This is a genomic window from Streptomyces sp. WY228, assembly GCF_019287315.1.
Classification (GTDB): Bacteria; Actinomycetota; Actinomycetes; order Streptomycetales; family Streptomycetaceae; genus Streptomyces; species Streptomyces caviscabies.
The window spans coordinates 6360703-6377559 of the sequence record NZ_CP079114.1; the positions used below are offsets into that span (position 1 = coordinate 6360703).

At 71.7% G+C, this 16857-nt stretch carries 16 protein-coding genes; 13 read left to right on the top strand and 3 right to left on the bottom strand.

Going from position 1 to position 16857, the window contains the following annotated elements; translation table 11 throughout:
- Window positions 1-63: 63 nt before the first annotated feature.
- The 6 genes from dxr (at window position 64) to KV381_RS27975 (ending at window position 7350) form a co-directional block, all read left to right on the top strand.
- Window positions 64-1317, top strand: coding sequence for a 1-deoxy-D-xylulose-5-phosphate reductoisomerase (gene dxr, locus KV381_RS27950; RefSeq protein ID WP_030085218.1), 1254 nt, complete (start codon window positions 64-66; stop codon window positions 1315-1317).
- The gene (locus KV381_RS27955) at window positions 1314-2624 is read left to right on the top strand and encodes an RIP metalloprotease (RefSeq protein WP_218786637.1); all 1311 of its coding nucleotides are present in this window, start codon (window positions 1314-1316) and stop codon (window positions 2622-2624) included. The genes dxr and KV381_RS27955 overlap by 4 nt, the downstream gene beginning before the upstream one ends.
- Window positions 2625-2796: 172 nt before the next feature.
- Window positions 2797-3954 (top strand): flavodoxin-dependent (E)-4-hydroxy-3-methylbut-2-enyl-diphosphate synthase, encoded by a 1158-nt coding sequence (gene ispG / locus KV381_RS27960; protein WP_030629615.1) that lies wholly within the window; start codon window positions 2797-2799, stop codon window positions 3952-3954.
- 164 nt (window positions 3955-4118) lie between these two features.
- Window positions 4119-4964 (top strand): GNAT family N-acetyltransferase, encoded by an 846-nt coding sequence (locus KV381_RS27965; protein WP_030629617.1) that lies wholly within the window; start codon window positions 4119-4121, stop codon window positions 4962-4964.
- 47 nt (window positions 4965-5011) lie between these two features.
- Window positions 5012-5572, top strand: coding sequence for a GNAT family N-acetyltransferase (locus tag KV381_RS27970; RefSeq protein WP_218786638.1), 561 nt, complete (start codon window positions 5012-5014; stop codon window positions 5570-5572).
- Window positions 5573-5646: 74 nt separating this feature from the next.
- Window positions 5647-7350: a proline--tRNA ligase gene (locus KV381_RS27975; protein WP_086778695.1), complete on the top strand. Its 1704-nt coding sequence runs from the start codon at window positions 5647-5649 to the stop codon at window positions 7348-7350.
- A 69-nt stretch (window positions 7351-7419) separates the two neighbouring features.
- Here the strand turns inward: KV381_RS27975 and KV381_RS27980 are convergent, their stop codons facing one another.
- From KV381_RS27980 to KV381_RS27990, 3 genes are read right to left on the bottom strand one after another with little or no spacing between them, the layout of a single operon-like run.
- Entirely contained in the window at window positions 7420-8334 is a 915-nt protein-coding gene (locus KV381_RS27980) for an aminoglycoside phosphotransferase family protein (RefSeq protein ID WP_030085230.1), read from the bottom strand.
- Window positions 8335-8365: 31 nt separating this feature from the next.
- On the bottom strand, window positions 8366-8896 hold the full coding sequence (locus KV381_RS27985; protein WP_030085232.1) for a ferritin-like domain-containing protein: 531 nt from the start codon (window positions 8894-8896) through the stop codon (window positions 8366-8368).
- Window positions 8893-9432 carry a hypothetical protein gene (locus KV381_RS27990; protein WP_086778694.1) on the bottom strand — a complete coding sequence of 180 codons (540 nt, stop codon included), beginning with the start codon at window positions 9430-9432 and terminating at the stop codon, window positions 8893-8895. Before KV381_RS27990 ends, KV381_RS27985 begins: the two co-directional genes overlap by 4 nt.
- A gap of 176 nt (window positions 9433-9608) precedes the next feature.
- Between KV381_RS27990 and rimP the strand changes: the two genes are divergently transcribed.
- The 7 genes from rimP (at window position 9609) to truB (ending at window position 16702) form a co-directional block, all read left to right on the top strand.
- The gene (gene rimP / locus KV381_RS27995; RefSeq protein ID WP_030085236.1) at window positions 9609-10112 is read left to right on the top strand and encodes a ribosome maturation factor RimP; all 504 of its coding nucleotides are present in this window, start codon (window positions 9609-9611) and stop codon (window positions 10110-10112) included.
- A 2-nt stretch (window positions 10113-10114) separates the two neighbouring features.
- The gene (gene nusA / locus KV381_RS28000) at window positions 10115-11155 is read left to right on the top strand and encodes a transcription termination factor NusA (protein ID WP_030629635.1); all 1041 of its coding nucleotides are present in this window, start codon (window positions 10115-10117) and stop codon (window positions 11153-11155) included.
- A gap of 113 nt (window positions 11156-11268) precedes the next feature.
- Entirely contained in the window at window positions 11269-11547 is a 279-nt protein-coding gene (locus KV381_RS28005; protein ID WP_167396332.1) for a YlxR family protein, read from the top strand.
- A 149-nt stretch (window positions 11548-11696) separates the two neighbouring features.
- Window positions 11697-14816 (top strand): translation initiation factor IF-2, encoded by a 3120-nt coding sequence (infB, locus tag KV381_RS28010; protein ID WP_030629639.1) that lies wholly within the window; start codon window positions 11697-11699, stop codon window positions 14814-14816.
- A 177-nt stretch (window positions 14817-14993) separates the two neighbouring features.
- The gene (locus KV381_RS28015; protein ID WP_030085244.1) at window positions 14994-15287 is read left to right on the top strand and encodes a DUF503 domain-containing protein; all 294 of its coding nucleotides are present in this window, start codon (window positions 14994-14996) and stop codon (window positions 15285-15287) included.
- Window positions 15288-15323: 36 nt separating this feature from the next.
- The gene (rbfA, locus tag KV381_RS28020; protein ID WP_030085246.1) at window positions 15324-15806 is read left to right on the top strand and encodes a 30S ribosome-binding factor RbfA; all 483 of its coding nucleotides are present in this window, start codon (window positions 15324-15326) and stop codon (window positions 15804-15806) included.
- A complete protein-coding gene (truB, locus tag KV381_RS28025) occupies window positions 15803-16702 on the top strand; it encodes a tRNA pseudouridine(55) synthase TruB (protein WP_086779058.1) in 900 nt (299 codons plus the stop codon). Before rbfA ends, truB begins: the two co-directional genes overlap by 4 nt.
- Window positions 16703-16857: the final 155 nt, after the last annotated feature.

Genomic DNA, 16857 nt, shown 5'->3' on the forward strand with positions numbered 1-16857 from the left:
ACGGGTACGGCCCACCGGGACGCGCTGTCCCCGCACACAGCCGGAGCGGCAACAATGGGGGGCATGAGCGACAGCCCCGCCCCCCTCGCCGATCCGCATCTCGTCTTCGACGCCGCGGACGGCCGCCGGGATCTCGTGATCCTCGGCTCCACCGGGTCCATCGGAACCCAGGCCATCGACCTGGTCCTGCGCAACCCCGACCGCTTCCGGGTCACGGCGCTCTCGGCCGCAGGCGGCCGGGTCGCCCTGCTGGCCGAGCAGGCCCGCCGACTGCGGGTGAACACGGTCGCCGTCGCCGCCGAGGACGCGGTCCCCGCCCTGCGCGAGGCGCTGCGGGACCAGTACGGGGCCGGCGAGCCGCTCCCCGAGATCCTGGCCGGACCCGACGCGGCCACCACCCTCGCCGGAAGCGCCTGCCACACCGTGCTCAACGGCATCACCGGCTCCATCGGGCTCGCCCCGACCCTGGCCGCGCTGAAGGCGGGCCGCACGCTCGCCCTCGCCAACAAGGAGTCGCTGATCGTCGGCGGCCCGCTGGTGAAGGCGCTCGCCGCCCCCGGCCAGATCATCCCGGTCGACTCCGAGCACGCCGCGCTCTTCCAGGCGCTGGCCGCCGGCACCCGCGCCGACGTCCGCAAACTCGTCGTCACCGCCTCCGGCGGACCCTTCCGGGGCCGTACGCGCGCGGAACTGGCCGACGTCACCCGGGAGCAGGCGCTCGCCCACCCGACCTGGGCGATGGGCCCGGTGATCACCATCAACTCCGCGACCCTGGTCAACAAGGGACTTGAGGTCATCGAGGCGCACCTCCTCTACGACGTCCCGTTCGACCGGATCGAGGTCGTGGTCCACCCGCAGTCCTACGTGCACTCGATGGTGGAGTTCAGCGACGGCTCCACGCTCGCCCAGGCCACCCCGCCGGACATGGGCGGCCCCATCGCCATCGGCCTCGGCTGGCCCGAGCGCGTCCCGGACGCCGCCCCGGCCTTCGACTGGTCGAAGGCCTCCAGCTGGGAGTTCTTCCCGCTGGACACCGAGGCGTTCCCGTCGGTCGGTCTCGCCCGGCACGTCGGCACCCTCGGCGGCACCGCGCCGGCCGTTTTCAACGCGGCGAACGAGGAATGCGTCGACGCCTTCCTCGCCGGACAGCTGCCCTTCAACGGAATCATGGATACGGTCACGGCTGTGGTGTCCGAACACGGCACCCCCGCCCCGGGAACCTCGCTCAGCGTCGCGGACGTCCTCGAAGCGGAAACCTGGGCCCGCGCACGGGCCCGGGAACTGACGGCGAAAGCGACAGCGGAGGCGCGCGCATGAGTCTGACCTCGGTCCTGCTGACGGTCCTGGGGATCGCCGTCTTCGTCGTGGGGCTGCTCTTCTCCATCGCCTGGCACGAGCTGGGCCACCTCTCCACGGCCAAGATGTTCGGCATCCGGGTGCCGCAGTACATGGTCGGCTTCGGCCCGACGATCTGGTCGAAGAAGAAGGGCGACACGGAGTACGGCATCAAGGCCATCCCGGCCGGCGGCTACATCCGCATGATCGGGATGTTCCCGCCCGGACCCGACGGCCGCCTCGAAGCCCGCTCCACCTCCCCGTGGCGCGGCATGATCGAGGACGCCCGCTCCGCCGCCTTCGAGGAGCTGGAGCCGGGCGACGAGAAGCGGCTCTTCTACACGCGCAAGCCGTGGAAGCGCGTCATCGTGATGTTCGCCGGTCCCTTCATGAACCTGATCCTCGCGGTCGCCATCTTCATGGGCGTCGCGATGACCTTCGGCTTCCAGACCCAGACCACCGAGGTCGGCGGCGTCCAGCAGTGCGTGATCGCGCAGAGCGAGAAGCGCCAGACCTGCAAGGCCGGCGACGACCCCTCGCCCGCCAAGGCCGCCGGGCTCCAGGAGGGCGACAGGATCGTCGCCTTCGCCGGTGCGAAGGTCGACGACTGGGCGACGCTCTCGGACCGCATCCGCGAGACCATCGGCCCCGCCACCATCGTCGTCGAACGCGACGGCAAGGAAGTCACGCTCAACGCGGTCCTGCGCGAGAACGTGGTCGCCGAGAAGGACAGCAAGGGCGAGGTCATCCCGGAGAAGTTCGTCAAGGCGGGCTACCTCGGCTTCGCCGCGCAGACCGAGATCGTGCCGCTCGGCTTCGGCGACTCCGTCGTCCGCATGGGCGACATGATCGAGAACGGCGTCGACTCGATCATCGCCCTGCCCGGCAAGATCCCGGCCCTGTGGGACGCCGCCTTCAGCGACGGCGAACGCGCCGACGACTCGCCGGTCGGCGTGGTGGGCGCGGCCCGGATCGGCGGCGAGGTGATGAACCTCGACATCCCGGCGCAGAACCAGGTCGCGATGATGCTGTTCCTGCTCGCGGGCTTCAACCTCTCGCTGTTCCTGTTCAACATGCTCCCGCTGCTCCCGCTCGACGGCGGGCACATCGCGGGCGCGCTCTGGGAGTCCCTGCGGCGCAATCTGGCCAGGGTCTTCCGGCGCCCCGACCCGGGCCCGTTCGACGTGGCCCGGCTGATGCCGGTCGCCTATGTGGTCGCCGGACTCTTCATCTGCTTCACGCTGCTGGTCCTGGTGGCCGACATCGTGAACCCCGTCAAGATCACCTGATCGTCCCTTCCGTCCCACGGGTTGCGGCCGGGCACACGCGTTGTGTCCGGCCGCTCACCAATGGGTGGACTTGTCGACACGGTGCGGCCGTCCCGGCTCCGGTGCCGTAACCTCGAAGGCTGGAGCCCGCCGATCTCGGGACCTTGATCCACACCTTGGGGATGCACAGCGCATGACTGCGATTTCTCTCGGAATGCCGGCCGTTCCGACCAAGCTCGCCGACCGAAGGGTCAGCCGACAGATCCAGGTCGGCACGGTCGCGGTCGGCGGCGACGCACCCGTATCCGTGCAGTCGATGACGACGACACGTACGTCGGACATCGGCGCGACGCTCCAGCAGATCGCCGAGCTGACGGCGTCCGGCTGCCAGATCGTCCGGGTCGCGTGCCCGACCCAGGACGACGCCGACGCCCTCGCCACGATCGCCCGGAAGTCGCAGATCCCGGTGATCGCCGACATCCACTTCCAGCCGAAGTACGTCTTCGCCGCGATCGACGCGGGCTGCGCGGCGGTCCGGGTGAACCCGGGCAACATCAAGCAGTTCGACGACAAGGTCAAGGAGATCGCCAAGGCGGCCTCCGAGACCCGCACCCCGATCCGGATCGGCGTCAACGCCGGCTCCCTGGACGCGCGGCTCCTGAAGAAGTACGGCAAGGCCACCCCCGAGGCCCTCGTCGAGTCGGCCCTCTGGGAGGCGTCGCTCTTCGAGGAGCACGGCTTCGGCGACATCAAGATCTCGGTCAAGCACAACGACCCGGTCGTCATGGTCAACGCCTACCGCCAGCTCGCCGCCCAGAGCGACTACCCGCTGCACCTCGGCGTCACCGAGGCCGGACCGGCGTTCCAGGGCACCATCAAGTCGGCCGTCGCCTTCGGCGCCCTGCTCTCCGAGGGCATCGGCGACACCATCCGCGTCTCGCTCTCGGCCCCGCCGGCCGAGGAGGTCAAGGTCGGACTCCAGATCCTGGAGGCGCTGAACCTCAAGCAGCGCCGCCTGGAGATCGTCTCCTGCCCGTCCTGCGGCCGCGCCCAGGTCGACGTCTACAAGCTCGCCGACCAGGTCAGCGCCGGACTGGAGGGCATGGAGGTCCCGCTCCGCGTCGCCGTCATGGGCTGCGTCGTCAACGGCCCCGGCGAGGCCCGCGAGGCCGACCTCGGCGTCGCCTCCGGCAACGGCAAGGGCCAGATCTTCGTGAAGGGCGAGGTCATCAAGACCGTCCCCGAGTCGAAGATCGTCGAGACCCTCATCGAAGAGGCCATGAAGATCGCCGAGCAGATGGAGAAGGACGGCATCGCGTCCGGCGAACCCCAGGTCTCCATCGGCGCCTGACCAACCCCTTTCCACGCCTTCGCCGCCCCGCCGGGCCCTGTGCCCGGCGGGGCGGCGGCGTACCGGGGCCGGTCCCGGAAATCCGGCCCCCGGACTCGAGCAGCGTTCGAGGGCCGTGTCGGTTACAGTGCGGAAATCAGCAGACCGCATGGTGAGGCCCCCTCGTGTTGACGCAGACCACCACCCGGGTCCTCGAACCCAGCGACCTCGGCGCAGCGCTCGCCATCCTGGAGAGCGAGCCCGTGGCCAACGCCTTTGTGACGTCCCGCGTCCAGGTCGCGGGACTCGATCCATGGCGCCTCGGCGGCGAGATGTGGGGCTGGTACGCCGACGGCAGGCTCCGCTCCCTGTGCTACTCCGGCGCCAACCTCGTCCCCATCTGCGCCGGACCCGAGGCCGTCCGCGCCTTCGCCGACCGGGCCCGCCGGGCCGGCCGCCGCTGCTCCTCCATCGTCGGCCCCGCCGAACCCACCACCCAGCTCTGGCGGCTCCTCGAACCCAGCTGGGGCCCCGCCCGCGAGGTCCGCGGCAACCAGCCCCTCATGGTCACCGAGAGCCTCTCCGCCGACGTCACGCCCGACCCGCTGGTCCGCCGCATCCGCAAGGACGAGACCGAGATCCTGATGCCGGCCTGCGTGGCGATGTTCACCGAGGAGGTCGGCATCTCCCCGCTGGCCGGCGACGGCGGCCTCCTCTACCAGGCCCGCGTCGCCGAACTCATCGGCACCGGCCGCTCCTTCGCCCGCATCGACGACGGCAAGGTCGTCTTCAAGGCGGAGATCGGCGCGGCCACCGCCCAGGCCTGCCAGATCCAGGGCGTCTGGGTCGCCCCCGAACACCGCGGCAAGGGCCTCTCCGAAACGGGCATGGCCGCCGTGCTGCGCTACGCCCTGGCGGATGTCGCCCCCGTCGTCAGCCTGTACGTGAACGACTACAACACCCCCGCCCGCAAGGCCTACCGCCGCGTCGGCTTCCGCGAGGTCGGCGCGTTCATGAGCGTCCTGTTCTGAACCGCCGCGCTTACCCGGGCGTCCGCGGCGGCCAGTAGGGTTCCGGCATGGCAGCCCCCGCAGAAGGCCCCGCAGCACCCGACGTCGAGATCGGCCCCGTCGACCTGGCCGCCCGCGTCGACGAAGCCCTGCACGTCCAGGCGGCCGCCTTCGGACTGAGCCAGGACGAGATCGACGTACGCCGCCACATCGTCCTCAGGCACCTGGAACACCCCCACGCCCGCGCCCTCGGCGCCCTCGCCCCCGACGGGAGGCTCGTCGGCTTCGTCTACGGGCTGCCCAACGACCGCGCCCAGTGGTGGTCCACCGTCGTCGAGCCCTATCTGCGGGCCACCGGCTCCGACGGCTGGCTCGACGACTCCTTCGTCATCACCGAACTCCACGTCCACCCCGACCACCAGCAGCGCGGCATCGGCCGCGCCCTGATCACCGCCATCACCGACGCCGTCGGCCACCCCCGGTCGATCCTCTCGGCGATCGACAAGGACAGCCCGGCCCGCACGCTGTACCGCTCGCTGGGCTACCGCGACCTGGCCCGCCAGGTCGTCTTCCCGAGCGCACCGCAGCCGTACGCGGTCATGGGAGCGCCTCTCCCGCTGCTTCGGTAGGACTTATGGATTTCCGCCCGCCCGCGCCGCCCGGTTAACCTCGGGCTCACCACTTTCGCGAGCAGGAGTTCACCATGGCCCAGGTCCAGCGCATGTCCCGATTGATGATCAAGACACTGCGCGACGACCCGGCGGACGCCGAGACGCTCAGCCACAAGCTGCTGGTCCGCGCCGGGTACGTGCGCCGCAACGCGGCCGGCATCTGGTCCTGGCTGCCGCTCGGCAAGAAGGTCCTGGACAACATCTCCCACGTGGTCCGCGAGGAGATGGACGCCATCGGCGCCCAGGAGGTCCTGCTGCCCGCCCTGCTGCCCAAGGAGCCCTACGAGGCGTCCGGCCGCTGGGAGGAGTACGGCGACCTGCTCTTCCGCCTCAAGGACCGCAAGGGCGGCGACTACCTCCTGGGCCCGACCCACGAGGAGATCTTCACCCAGACCGTCAAGGACCAGTGCACGTCCTACAAGGACCTGCCGGTGATGCTCTACCAGATCCAGACGAAGTACCGCGACGAGGCCCGCCCCCGCTCCGGCGTGCTCCGCGGCCGCGAGTTCCAGATGAAGGACTCGTACAGCTTCGACACCACCGACGAGGGCCTCGCGCACTCCTACGCCCTGCACCGCGCCGCGTACATCAAGATCTTCGAGCGCCTGGGCCTGGACCACCGCATCGTCTCCGCCGTCTCCGGCGCGATGGGCGGCTCGGCCTCCGAGGAGTTCCTGGCCCCCGCCGCCGCCGGTGAGGACACCTTCGCGGACTGCCCGAACTGCGACTACGCCGCCAACACCGAGGCCGTGACCTTCGCGCTCGCCCCGGTCGACGGCTCGGCGCACGGCGCGGTCGAGGAGCTGGACACCCCCGACACCCCGACCATCGAGACGCTCGCCGCGCACCTCGGCGTCCCCGCCTCCGCCACCCTGAAGAACCTGCTGGTCAAGGTGGACGGCGAGATCGTCGCCGTCGGCGTCCCCGGCCACCGCGAGGTCGACCTCGGCAAGCTCGGCGAGCACCTCGCCCCCGCCGTCGTCGAGCTGGTCACCGCCGAGGACTTCGTCGGCCGTGACGACCTCGTACGCGGCTACGTCGGCCCCCAGGGGCTGGAGAAGGTCCGCTACCTCGCCGATCCCCGCGTCGCCCCCGGCACCTCCTGGGTCACCGGCGCCAACAAGGAGGGCAAGCACGCGAGGAACGTCGTTGCGGGCCGTGACTTCGAGGTCGACCAGTACCTCGACGTCGTCGTCGTCGAGGAGGGCGACCCCTGCCCCAAGTGCGGCACCGGCCTCACCCTCGACCGCGCCATCGAGATCGGCCACATCTTCCAGCTCGGCCGCAAGTACGCCGACACCTTCCAGCTCGACGTGCTCGGCCAGCAGGGCAAGCCCGTCCGCGTCACGATGGGCTCGTACGGCATCGGCGTCTCCCGCGCCGTGGCCGCCCTCACCGAGCAGACCGCCGACGACAAGGGCCTGTGCTGGCCCCGCGAGATCGCCCCGGCCGACGTCCACGTCGTCGCCGCCGGCAAGGCCCTCCAGACGGAGCTGGCCCTGGAGGTCTCCGAGAAGCTGAACGCGGCCGGCCTGCGCGTCCTGGTCGACGACCGCCCCGGCGTCTCGCCCGGCGTGAAGTTCACCGACTCCGAGCTCATCGGCGTGCCCAAGATCCTCGTCGCGGGCCGCCGTTCCGCCGACGGCGTCCTGGAGCTGAAGGACCGCCGCACCGGCGAGCGCGAGGAGCTGACCGTCGACGAGGCCATCGCCCGCCTGACGGCCGACCTGGCCTGATCACGCACACCGCCCACGAGGAGGGCCCCCGCGCACGCTGCGCGGGGGCCCTCCTCGTACGTGCTCGGCTCACAGCCAGCCCGCGAACTCCAGATTGACCTCGCCCATCTGCCGCCGCCCCTCGGCCAGCGCGCGGGTGCCCGACTCCACCGCCCGGAACAGCGTCCAGCCGTGCAGCCGTGCCTGCTCCACCTCCAGCGACTCCGCCAGCCTCTTGACCCGCCGCCGGGCCGTCACCGGGCCGCCCGGGGAGGCGATCAGATCCTCCACCCGGTCCCGCACCAGCCGCGCCAGGTCATAGGCGCGCTCACCCACCAGCGGTTCCGGACCCACCGTCAGCCACGGCGCCCGCTCCCCGGACAGCACCTTGCTCTGCCGGAAGTTGCCGTGCAGCAGGAGCAGTTCGGGCGAGCCCTCGACCAGCTCCGCCCGCGCCGCGAGCGCCGCGTCCACCAGCGGGGCCAGCTCCGCGTCCGCCTCGGCGGCCGCCCGCATCCCGGCGCTCTGCCGCTCGGTCCGCCCGGCCACGCTCTCGAAGGCGTGCCCGGCGGGCGGCTCCACCCACAGCCGGCGCAGCGTCCCCGCCGCCTCCAGCAGGGCCTTCGCCTCCGGCAGCGAGCGCAGCGACACCTCGTGGTGCAGCCGCTCCAGCAGCAGGGCCCCCGACGCGTCGGTCTCCGGGGCCTCCAGCAGCTTCACCGCGCCCCAGCCGTTCCAGTGCTCCAGCGCGGCCCGCTCCAGCTCGGGACCGGCGACCGGCGGGGCGATCTTCAGCGCGGCCGGGGTCCCGTCGGCCCGCCGCACCAGAACCACCAGGGAGCTGCGCCCGCCGGGGGCGGCCACCCGCTCCGCGGTGAGGTCGTCCCCGGCGGTGAGCGCCCGTTCGGTCAGCGCGGGGAGCCCGGCCAGCCAGTCGGCCGCCGCACCGTCCCCGTACATCTCACCGAGCGCGCGCACCAGGCGCTGCGGCGGTTCGAAACCCATACGTCGTGTGTTCCCTTTCCGGTCCTTCGTCTCAGCGCGTGCCGTCCGCGCCGGCGGCCTCCACCGGGCCCGTCGCGGCCGGATCCGCACCGGCGGCCCGCTCCGCGAGCCCCGGAAAGGCTACGTTGCCGCCCCGCCAGCGGGCCGACCGCACCGCGGCCTCCCGCAGCGCGCCCGCGGCGTCCTTGCGCCGGTCGCCCTCGGTGGCCCGTACGAGATCGGCGTACGCGCCCGCGATCCGGTCCTCCAGCACCGCGGCCAGCCGCTCCGCCGACGGAGCGTCCGCGACGGCGAACGGCAGAGCGTACGCGGCGTCCGAGGCCACCGGCCGCCCGCCCAGGTCCCGGGCGGTGCGCGCCAGCGCGTCCCGGCGGGCCCGGTGCCCGTCGTACGCGGCACGGGCCTCGGCGCCCCGCTTCCCGTCGAGCCGGCCGCCCAGCGCCCCGTAGCCGTACACCGCGGCGTGCTCGGCGGCCAGGGCCGCCTGGACGGCGGTCAGCTCGGGGGAGTCGGCGTCCGACTCGTCGGCGTCATCGGATCGCCGTTCGGAACGGATGCTCATGCGGCTGTCTCCTCGGCCAGTTCGGTCAGCAGATAGGCGTGCGCCGCCGCGGCGGCGGCCACCGAGGCCAGCAGCCGGGCCAGCTCCGGCTCCGCGGTCAGCAGGACCTCGGCGTACGCGTCCGCCCGGCGTCGCTCGGCGGCCGCCAGCTCCCTCACCGCCGCCTTCGGCTCGGCGGACACCGGCCCGGGCGCCGCTGCAGGAGCGCCGGTCTTCGGGCGGCCCTTCTCGCGCGGCGGCGCCAGCGCCTTCCCGTGCTCCCGTACGGCTGCCCGCAGGGGCGCCAGGCCCGCGGCGGTCGCCGGATGGGCCCCGGCCACCAGGTCGTACTGGGCGAGCAGGAGGGCGCCGTCGCGCACCGCCTTCTCGCGGAGCGTCCTCTCGGCCTTCGCGGCGGTCGCCCGTGCGCCGGAGTGCGCCGGTCTTCCGCTCTCCTTCGCCCCGTCGCCGCCCCCGCAGCCGGTCAGCACCGCACCCAGGGCGAGGGCTCCCGTCGTGGTGAGCGCCCCCCTGCGCGTCGTCCCCGTGCGCCGCACGTTTCTCCTTCGGGCCTGGACCGGTCCTGACAGGATCTGTCCTGATGTGATCACCGCAGGCGAGCGTACCCGCGGCCGAGCGGCAGGCGGACGGCAACACCCCTGGCGACCGGATACCCTTTGACCTGACGCACGACGATCCCCACAACAGCACACGCGGCCGAGGAGTCACCCGGATGAGCACCACCCAGAGCGAGAGGCTGCGCGGGCTGCTGGAACCGCTCGTCAGCGCGCAGCAGCTGGACCTCGAGGAGATCGAGGTGTCCCGGGCCGGCCGACGGGGAGTGCTGCGGATCATCGTGGACTCCGAGGAGGGCGTGGAGCTGGACGCCTGCGCGGAGCTGAGCCGCGCGATCTCCGCGAAGCTGGACGAGACCGACGCGATGGGCGACGGCGAGTACGTCCTCGAAGTCAGCTCCCCCGGCGCGGACCGCCCGCTGACCGAGCACCGCCACTACGTACGCGCCATCGGCCGGCTGGCCAGGTTCCACCTGGCCGGCGACGGATCCGGTGAGCTGGTCGCCCGCATCCTCACCGTCGACGAGGACGGGCTCGACCTCGAAGTGCCCGGCGTCAAGGGCCGCAAGCCCACCGCCCGCCGCCTGGCCTTCGACGAGATCGCCAAGGCGCGCGTGGAGATCGAATTCAACCGCAAGGACAAGAAGGAAGAGGAGGCGTAGCCGTGGACATCGATGTGAAGCTTCTGAAGGGCTTGGCGCAGGACAAGGAGATCCCCTTCGACGTGCTCGTCGGGGCGATCGAGTCGGCCCTCCTCATCGCGTACCACCGCACCGACGGCAGCCACCGCCGGGCGCGCGTGAAGCTCGACGAGAACGGCCACGTCACCGTGTGGGCCAAGGAGGACCCGGCCGACCTCGAAGAGGGCCAGGAGCCCAAGGAGTTCGACGACACCCCGTCCGGATTCGGCCGGATCGCCGCGACCACCGCCAAGCAGGTCATCCTGCAGCGGCTGCGCGACGCCGAGGACGACCGCACCTTCGGGGAGTACGCGGGCCACGAGGGCGATGTCGTCACGGGCGTCGTCCAGCAGGGCAAGGACCCCAAGAACGTCCTGGTGGACATCGGCAAGATGGAAGCCATGCTTCCGGTCCAGGAGCAGGTCCCGGGCGAGGAGTACACCCACGGTCTGCGCCTTCGTACGTATGTCGTACGGGTCGCCAAGGGCGTGCGCGGTCCGTCGGTGACGCTCTCGCGCACCCACCCCAACCTGGTGAAGAAGCTCTTCGCGCTGGAGGTCCCGGAGATCGCGGACGGCTCGGTGGTCATCGAGGCCATCGCCCGCGAGGCCGGCCACCGCACCAAGATCGCCGTACGCTCCACCCGCGCCGGCCTGAACCCCAAGGGCGCCTGCATCGGCCCGATGGGCAGCCGGGTGCGCAACGTCATGGCCGAGCTGCACGGCGAGAAGATCGACATCGTGGACTGGTCCGACGACCCGGCCGAGATGGTCGCCAACGCCCTGTCGCCCGCCCGGGTGAGCGAGGTCGAGGTCGTCGACCTCGGCGCCCGCTCCGCCCGGGTCACCGTGCCGGACTACCAGCTGTCGCTGGCGATCGGCAAGGAGGGCCAGAACGCCCGGCTCGCCGCCCGCCTCACCGGCTGGCGCATCGACATCCGTCCCGACACCGAGACGGACGAGGAGCGCGAGAACGCCGACCGCGAGCGGGCCGAGCGGGCCCGCGAGCGCTCGGAAAGGCGTTGACCCGGAGCGGGTCCAGGGAATAGATCTTGGCCGTACGTCGCTGAGATCACGACAACATCCGTTCGATTTTTGCCCCAAAGGGGTGAGGTCGGTACGGGGAGGTAGACTTAAACGTGTCTGGCCGGACGCAAGCACGCGCTTGCCCCGAGCGAACCTGTGTGGGATGCCGGGAGCGGGCGGCCAAGAGCGAGCTGCTGCGCATCGTGGTGGACGAGGGCGCCTGCGCCCCTGATCCACGCGGTACGCTGCCCGGCCGGGGTGCTTACGTGCACCCTGTCTCTGTCTGTCTCGACCTGGCGGTTCGCCGCCGGGCGTTCCCCCGGGCCTTCAAGGCCAAGGGGCCGTTCGACACCGCGGCACTCACGCGGTTCGTCGAGCGGGCGACACCGTAAGAAAAGTGAACGGCACGGGACCCCGTGCGGTCAGGTACCTCGCGAGTTGGAAGTAGGTCGAGATTGCGATGAGCACTCGATGAGTACGCGATGAGTACGCCCATGAAGTAGCGACGGTCCGGCGGTAACCCGGACCTAAAAGGAGCGAAGTGGCTAAGGTCCGGGTATACGAACTCGCCAAGGAGTTCGGCGTCGAGAGCAAGGTCGTCATGGCCAAGCTCCAAGAACTCGGTGAATTCGTCCGTTCGGCGTCCTCGACGATCGAGGCGCCGGTTGTACGTAAGTTGACCGACGCACTGCAGGGGCCCGGCGGCAACGCCGGCAAGTCCGCTGCCAAGCCCGGTGCGCCCCGCAAGGCGGCGCCCGCGAAGCCCGCAGCGCCCTCCCCGGCCGCTGCGGCACGTCCCGCTGCCCCCAAGCCCGGCGCACCGGCTCCCAAGCCGGCCGCCGCCGAGGCCCCGAGCAGCACCCCGGCGGCGCCCTCCGCGCCGTCGGCGGGCCCCCGTCCGGGCCCGAAGCCCGCGCCGAAGGCGGCCCCGGTGACCCCGGTCCCGGCCGCCGAGTTCTCGGCTCCGGCTCCGGCCCAGCCGGCTGCCCCCCAGCAGCCCCAGGCCCCGCGTCCCGCGGGCGCCACCCCGGGTCCCCGTCCCGCCCCCGCCCGTCCGGCTCCGTCCGGCGGTCAGCGCGACGGTGGCCAGCGTGACGGCGGCCGTGGCGGCGAGCGTGGCGGCGACCGCCCCGCACGTCCCGCGGGCCAGGGCGCACCGCGCCCCGGCGGCGCCCGTCCGGCCGGTCCCCGTCCGGGCAACAACCCCTTCACCTCCGGCGGTTCCACCGGCATGGCGCGCCCCTCGGCGCCCCGTCCCGGCGGTGCCCCGCGCCCCGGTGGCGGCCAGGAGCGCCCCGGCGCCCCGCGCCCCCAGGGCAGCGGCCCCGGCGGCGCCCCGCGTCCGCAGGGTGGTCAGGGTCAGGGCGGTGCCCGTCCCACTCCGGGCGGCATGCCCCGCCCGCAGGCTCCGCGTCCCGGCGGCGGTCCCGCCGGTAACCGCCCGAACCCGGGCATGATGCCGCAGCGTCCCGCCGCGGGCCCGCGTCCCGGTGGTGGCCCCGGCGGTGGCCGTGGTCCCGGCGGTGGCGGTCGTCCCGGCGGTGCCGGTGGCGGCGGTCGTCCCGGTGGCGGCGGCTTCGCAGGTCGTCCCGGTGGCGGTGGCGGCGGCGGCTTCGCCGGTCGTCCGGCCGGTCCCGGTGGCGGCGGCGGTGCCGGTCGTCCCGGTGGCGGCGGCGGCTTCGGCGGTCGTCCCGGCTTCGGTGGCCGTCCGGGTGGTCCCGGTGGCCGCGGTGGCACACAGGGTGCGTTCGGCCGTCCCGGCGGTCCGGCGCGTCGTGGCCGTAAGTCGAAGCGGCAGAGGCGCCAGGAGTACGAGGCCATGCAGGCCCCGTCGGTCGGCGGCGTCATGCTGCCTCGCGGCAACGGACAGGCCGTCCGGCTGTCGCGCGGCGCCTCGCTCACCGACTTCGCGGAGAAGATCAACGCCAACCCGGCGTCGCTCGTCGCCGTGATGATGAACCTCGGCGAGATGGTCACCGCCACGCAGTCCGTTTCCGACGAGACGCTCCGGCTTCTCGCCGAGGAGATGAACTACGTCCTGGAGATCGTCAGCCCCGAGGAGGAGGACCGCGAACTGCTCGAGTCCTTCGACATCGAGTTCGGCGAGGACGAGGGCGGCGAAGAGGCTCTGGTCTCGCGTCCGCCGGTCGTGACCGTCATGGGTCACGTCGACCACGGTAAGACCCGACTCCTCGACGCGATCCGCAAGACGAACGTCGTCGCGGGCGAGGCCGGTGGCATCACCCAGCACATCGGTGCCTACCAGGTCTCCTCCGAGGTCAACGGCGAGGACCGCAAGATCACCTTCATCGACACCCCGGGTCACGAGGCGTTCACCGCCATGCGTGCCCGTGGTGCGAAGTCGACCGACATCGCGATCCTCGTGGTGGCGGCCAACGACGGTGTGATGCCCCAGACGATCGAGGCGCTGAACCACGCCAAGGCGGCCGACGTGCCGATCGTGGTCGCGGTCAACAAGATCGACGTCGAGGGCGCCGACCCGACCAAGGTGCGCGGTCAGCTCACCGAGTTCGGTCTGGTGGCCGAGGAGTACGGCGGCGACACGATGTTCGTCGACATCTCCGCCAAGCAGGGCCTCAACATCGAGGCTCTCCTGGAGGCCGTCGTCCTCACCGCCGACGCCTCGCTCGACCTGCGGGCCAACCCGGAGCAGGACGCGCAGGGTATTGCGATCGAGTCCCACCTCGACCGCGGTCGCGGTGCCGTCTCGACCGTCCTGGTCCAGCGCGGAACGCTGCGCATCGGCGACACGGTGGTCGTGGGCGACGCGTACGGCCGGGTCCGGGCGATGCTCGACGACAGCGGTCAGAACGTCCAGGAAGCGGGCCCCTCGACCCCCGTCCTGGTGCTCGGTCTCACCAACGTCCCGGGCGCCGGCGACAACCTCCTGGTCGTCGACGAGGACCGTACGGCCCGTCAGATCGCCGAGAAGCGTGCCGCCCGTGAGCGCAACGCCAACTTCGCCCGCAAGGGCGTCCGGTTCTCCCTGGAGAACCTGGACGAGGCGCTCAAGGCCGGTCTGGTCCAGGAGCTCAACCTCATCATCAAGGGCGACGCGTCCGGTTCGGTGGAGGCTCTCGAGTCCTCGCTGCTCCAGCTCGACGTCGGTGAAGAGGTCGACATCCGGATCCTGCACCGCGGTGTGGGTGCGGTCACCGAGTCGGACATCAACCTGGCGACGGGTTCCGACGCCATCGTGATCGGCTTCAACGTGCGCGCCGCAGGGCGTGCCGAGCAGATGGCCGAGCGCGAAGGCGTGGACGTCCGGTACTACTCGGTCATCTACCAGGCGATCGAAGAGATCGAAGCGGCCCTCAAGGGCCTGCTCAAGCCGGAGTACGAAGAGGTCGAGCTCGGCACGGCGGAGATCCGCGAGATCTTCCGCTCGTCCAAGCTGGGCAACATCGCCGGTGTGCTGGTCCGCTCCGGCGAGGTCAAGCGCAACACCAAGGCGCGCCTGCTGCGCGATGGCAAGGTCATCGCGGAGAACCTCAACATCTCCGGTCTGCGCCGCTTCAAGGACGACGTCACCGAGATCCGCGAAGGCTTCGAGGGCGGTATCAACCTCGGAAACTTCAACGACATCAAGATCGACGACGTCATCGCGACGTACGAGATGCGCGAGAAGCCGCGAGGCTGATCCGCAAGGATTGGGCCGGGTCCCGGGGGTTCGCCCCCGGAACCCGGCCACCACGGTCGGGGCCGGTCGACGGGGCGTATTTCCGTCGATCGGCTCCGGCCGTTCCGGTACGGTTCTGATGTCCCCGGCAAGCTCTGGCGGGGCGCGAACCCGAACCGGCGGGACATCCGGACACGCATGTATGTGGGGACCCTGTCCTTCGATCTGCTCCTCGGCGACGTACGGTCGTTGAAGGAGAAGCGTTCCGTCGTCCGCCCGATCGTGGCCGAGCTCCAGCGCAAGTACGCGGTGAGCGTGGCCGAGACCGGCGGACAGAATCTCCACCGCAGGGCCGAGATCGGCCTTGCCGTGGTCTCCGGTGACACCGGACACCTCACGGACGTACTGGACCGCTGCGAGCGGCTGGTCGCGGGACGCCCGGAGGTGGAGCTGCTGTCGGTGAGACGGCGGCTGCACAGTGACGAAGACTGACAGTCGAGCGAAATCAGAAGGAAGAGTGACGGACCGGTGACCGACAACGCGCGGGCCCGCAAGCTGGCCGATCGCATCCAGGTCGTGGTCGCGGAGACCCTGGACCGGCGAATCAAGGATCCGCGGCTGGGATTCGTGACGATCACGGACGCCCGGGTCACCGGCGACCTGCGGGAGGCCACGGTCTTCTACACGGTCTACGGCGACGACGAGGAGCGCGCGGCCTCCGCCGCCGCGCTGGAGAGCGCCAAGGGCGTCCTCCGCTCCGAGGTCGGACGGCAGACCGGGGTCCGGTTCACGCCGAGCCTGGCCTTTGTCCCGGACGCCCTCCCGGACAACGCCCGCACCATCGAGGACCTCCTCGACAAGGCGCGGGCCAAGGACGCGGAGGTGCGCCAGGTGTCCACGGGCGCGACGTACGCCGGCGACGCCGACCCGTACCGCAAGCCCGAGGACGAGGACGACGAGGCGGACACCCCCGGCTCGACCGACAAGAACGAGGGCCCCGCCTCCGCATGACCGAGCAGACCACCACGCCGGACGGCCTTGTCATCGTCGACAAGCCGTCCGGCTTCACTTCGCACGACGTCGTCGCCAAGATGCGCGGCATCGCCCGCACCCGCCGCGTCGGCCACGCCGGCACCCTGGACCCGATGGCGACCGGAGTGCTCGTGCTCGGCGTCCAGCGGGCCACCAAGCTGCTCGGTCACCTCGCGCTGACCGAGAAGGAGTATCTCGGCACGATCCGGCTCGGCCAGGACACCGTCACCGACGACGCCGAGGGCGAGATCACCTCGTCCACCGACGCCTCCGGTGTGACGCGTGACGGCATCGACGCGGGCGTGGCCGCCCTGACCGGTGCGATCATGCAGGTGCCGTCCAAGGTCAGCGCCATCAAGATCGACGGCAAGCGGTCCTACGCGCGGGTGCGCGGCGGCGAGGAGTTCGAGATCCCGGCCCGCCCGGTGACCGTCTCCTCCTTCCGGGTCTACGACGTCCGCGAGGCCGTCGCCGAGGACGGCACCCCCGTTCTCGATCTGGTCGTCTCCGTCGTCTGCTCCTCCGGGACGTACATCCGGGCGCTGGCCCGCGACCTCGGCGCCGGACTCGGCGTCGGCGGCCATCTGACCGCGCTGCGCCGCACCCGGGTCGGCCCGTACGGACTGGACGCGGCCCGGACGCTCGATCAGCACCAGGAGGCGCTGACCGTGATGCCGGTCGCCGAGGCGGCCGCCACCGCGTTCCCCCGCTGGGACGTGGACGAGAAGCGCGCCAAGCTGCTCCTCAACGGCGTACGGCTGGACATGCCCGCGCATCCGCGGGGGCCGGTCGCGGTCTTCGGGCCCGACGGCACGTTCCTCGTGCTCGTCGAGGAGGAGAAGGGCAAGGCCAAGAGCCTCGCCGTCTTCGCCTGACCCGGGGCGTGTCCGGCGGACGCGCCGACCGATCGTTGTGGAGCGGGCACCACCCCCAACCGGTGCCCGCTCCACGTTTCCCCTCCCCGGCACCATCCCTGCTCCTCGCAGGACACGCTTATTCACCCCAACGGACGGGCGCTCGGAGTGAATAC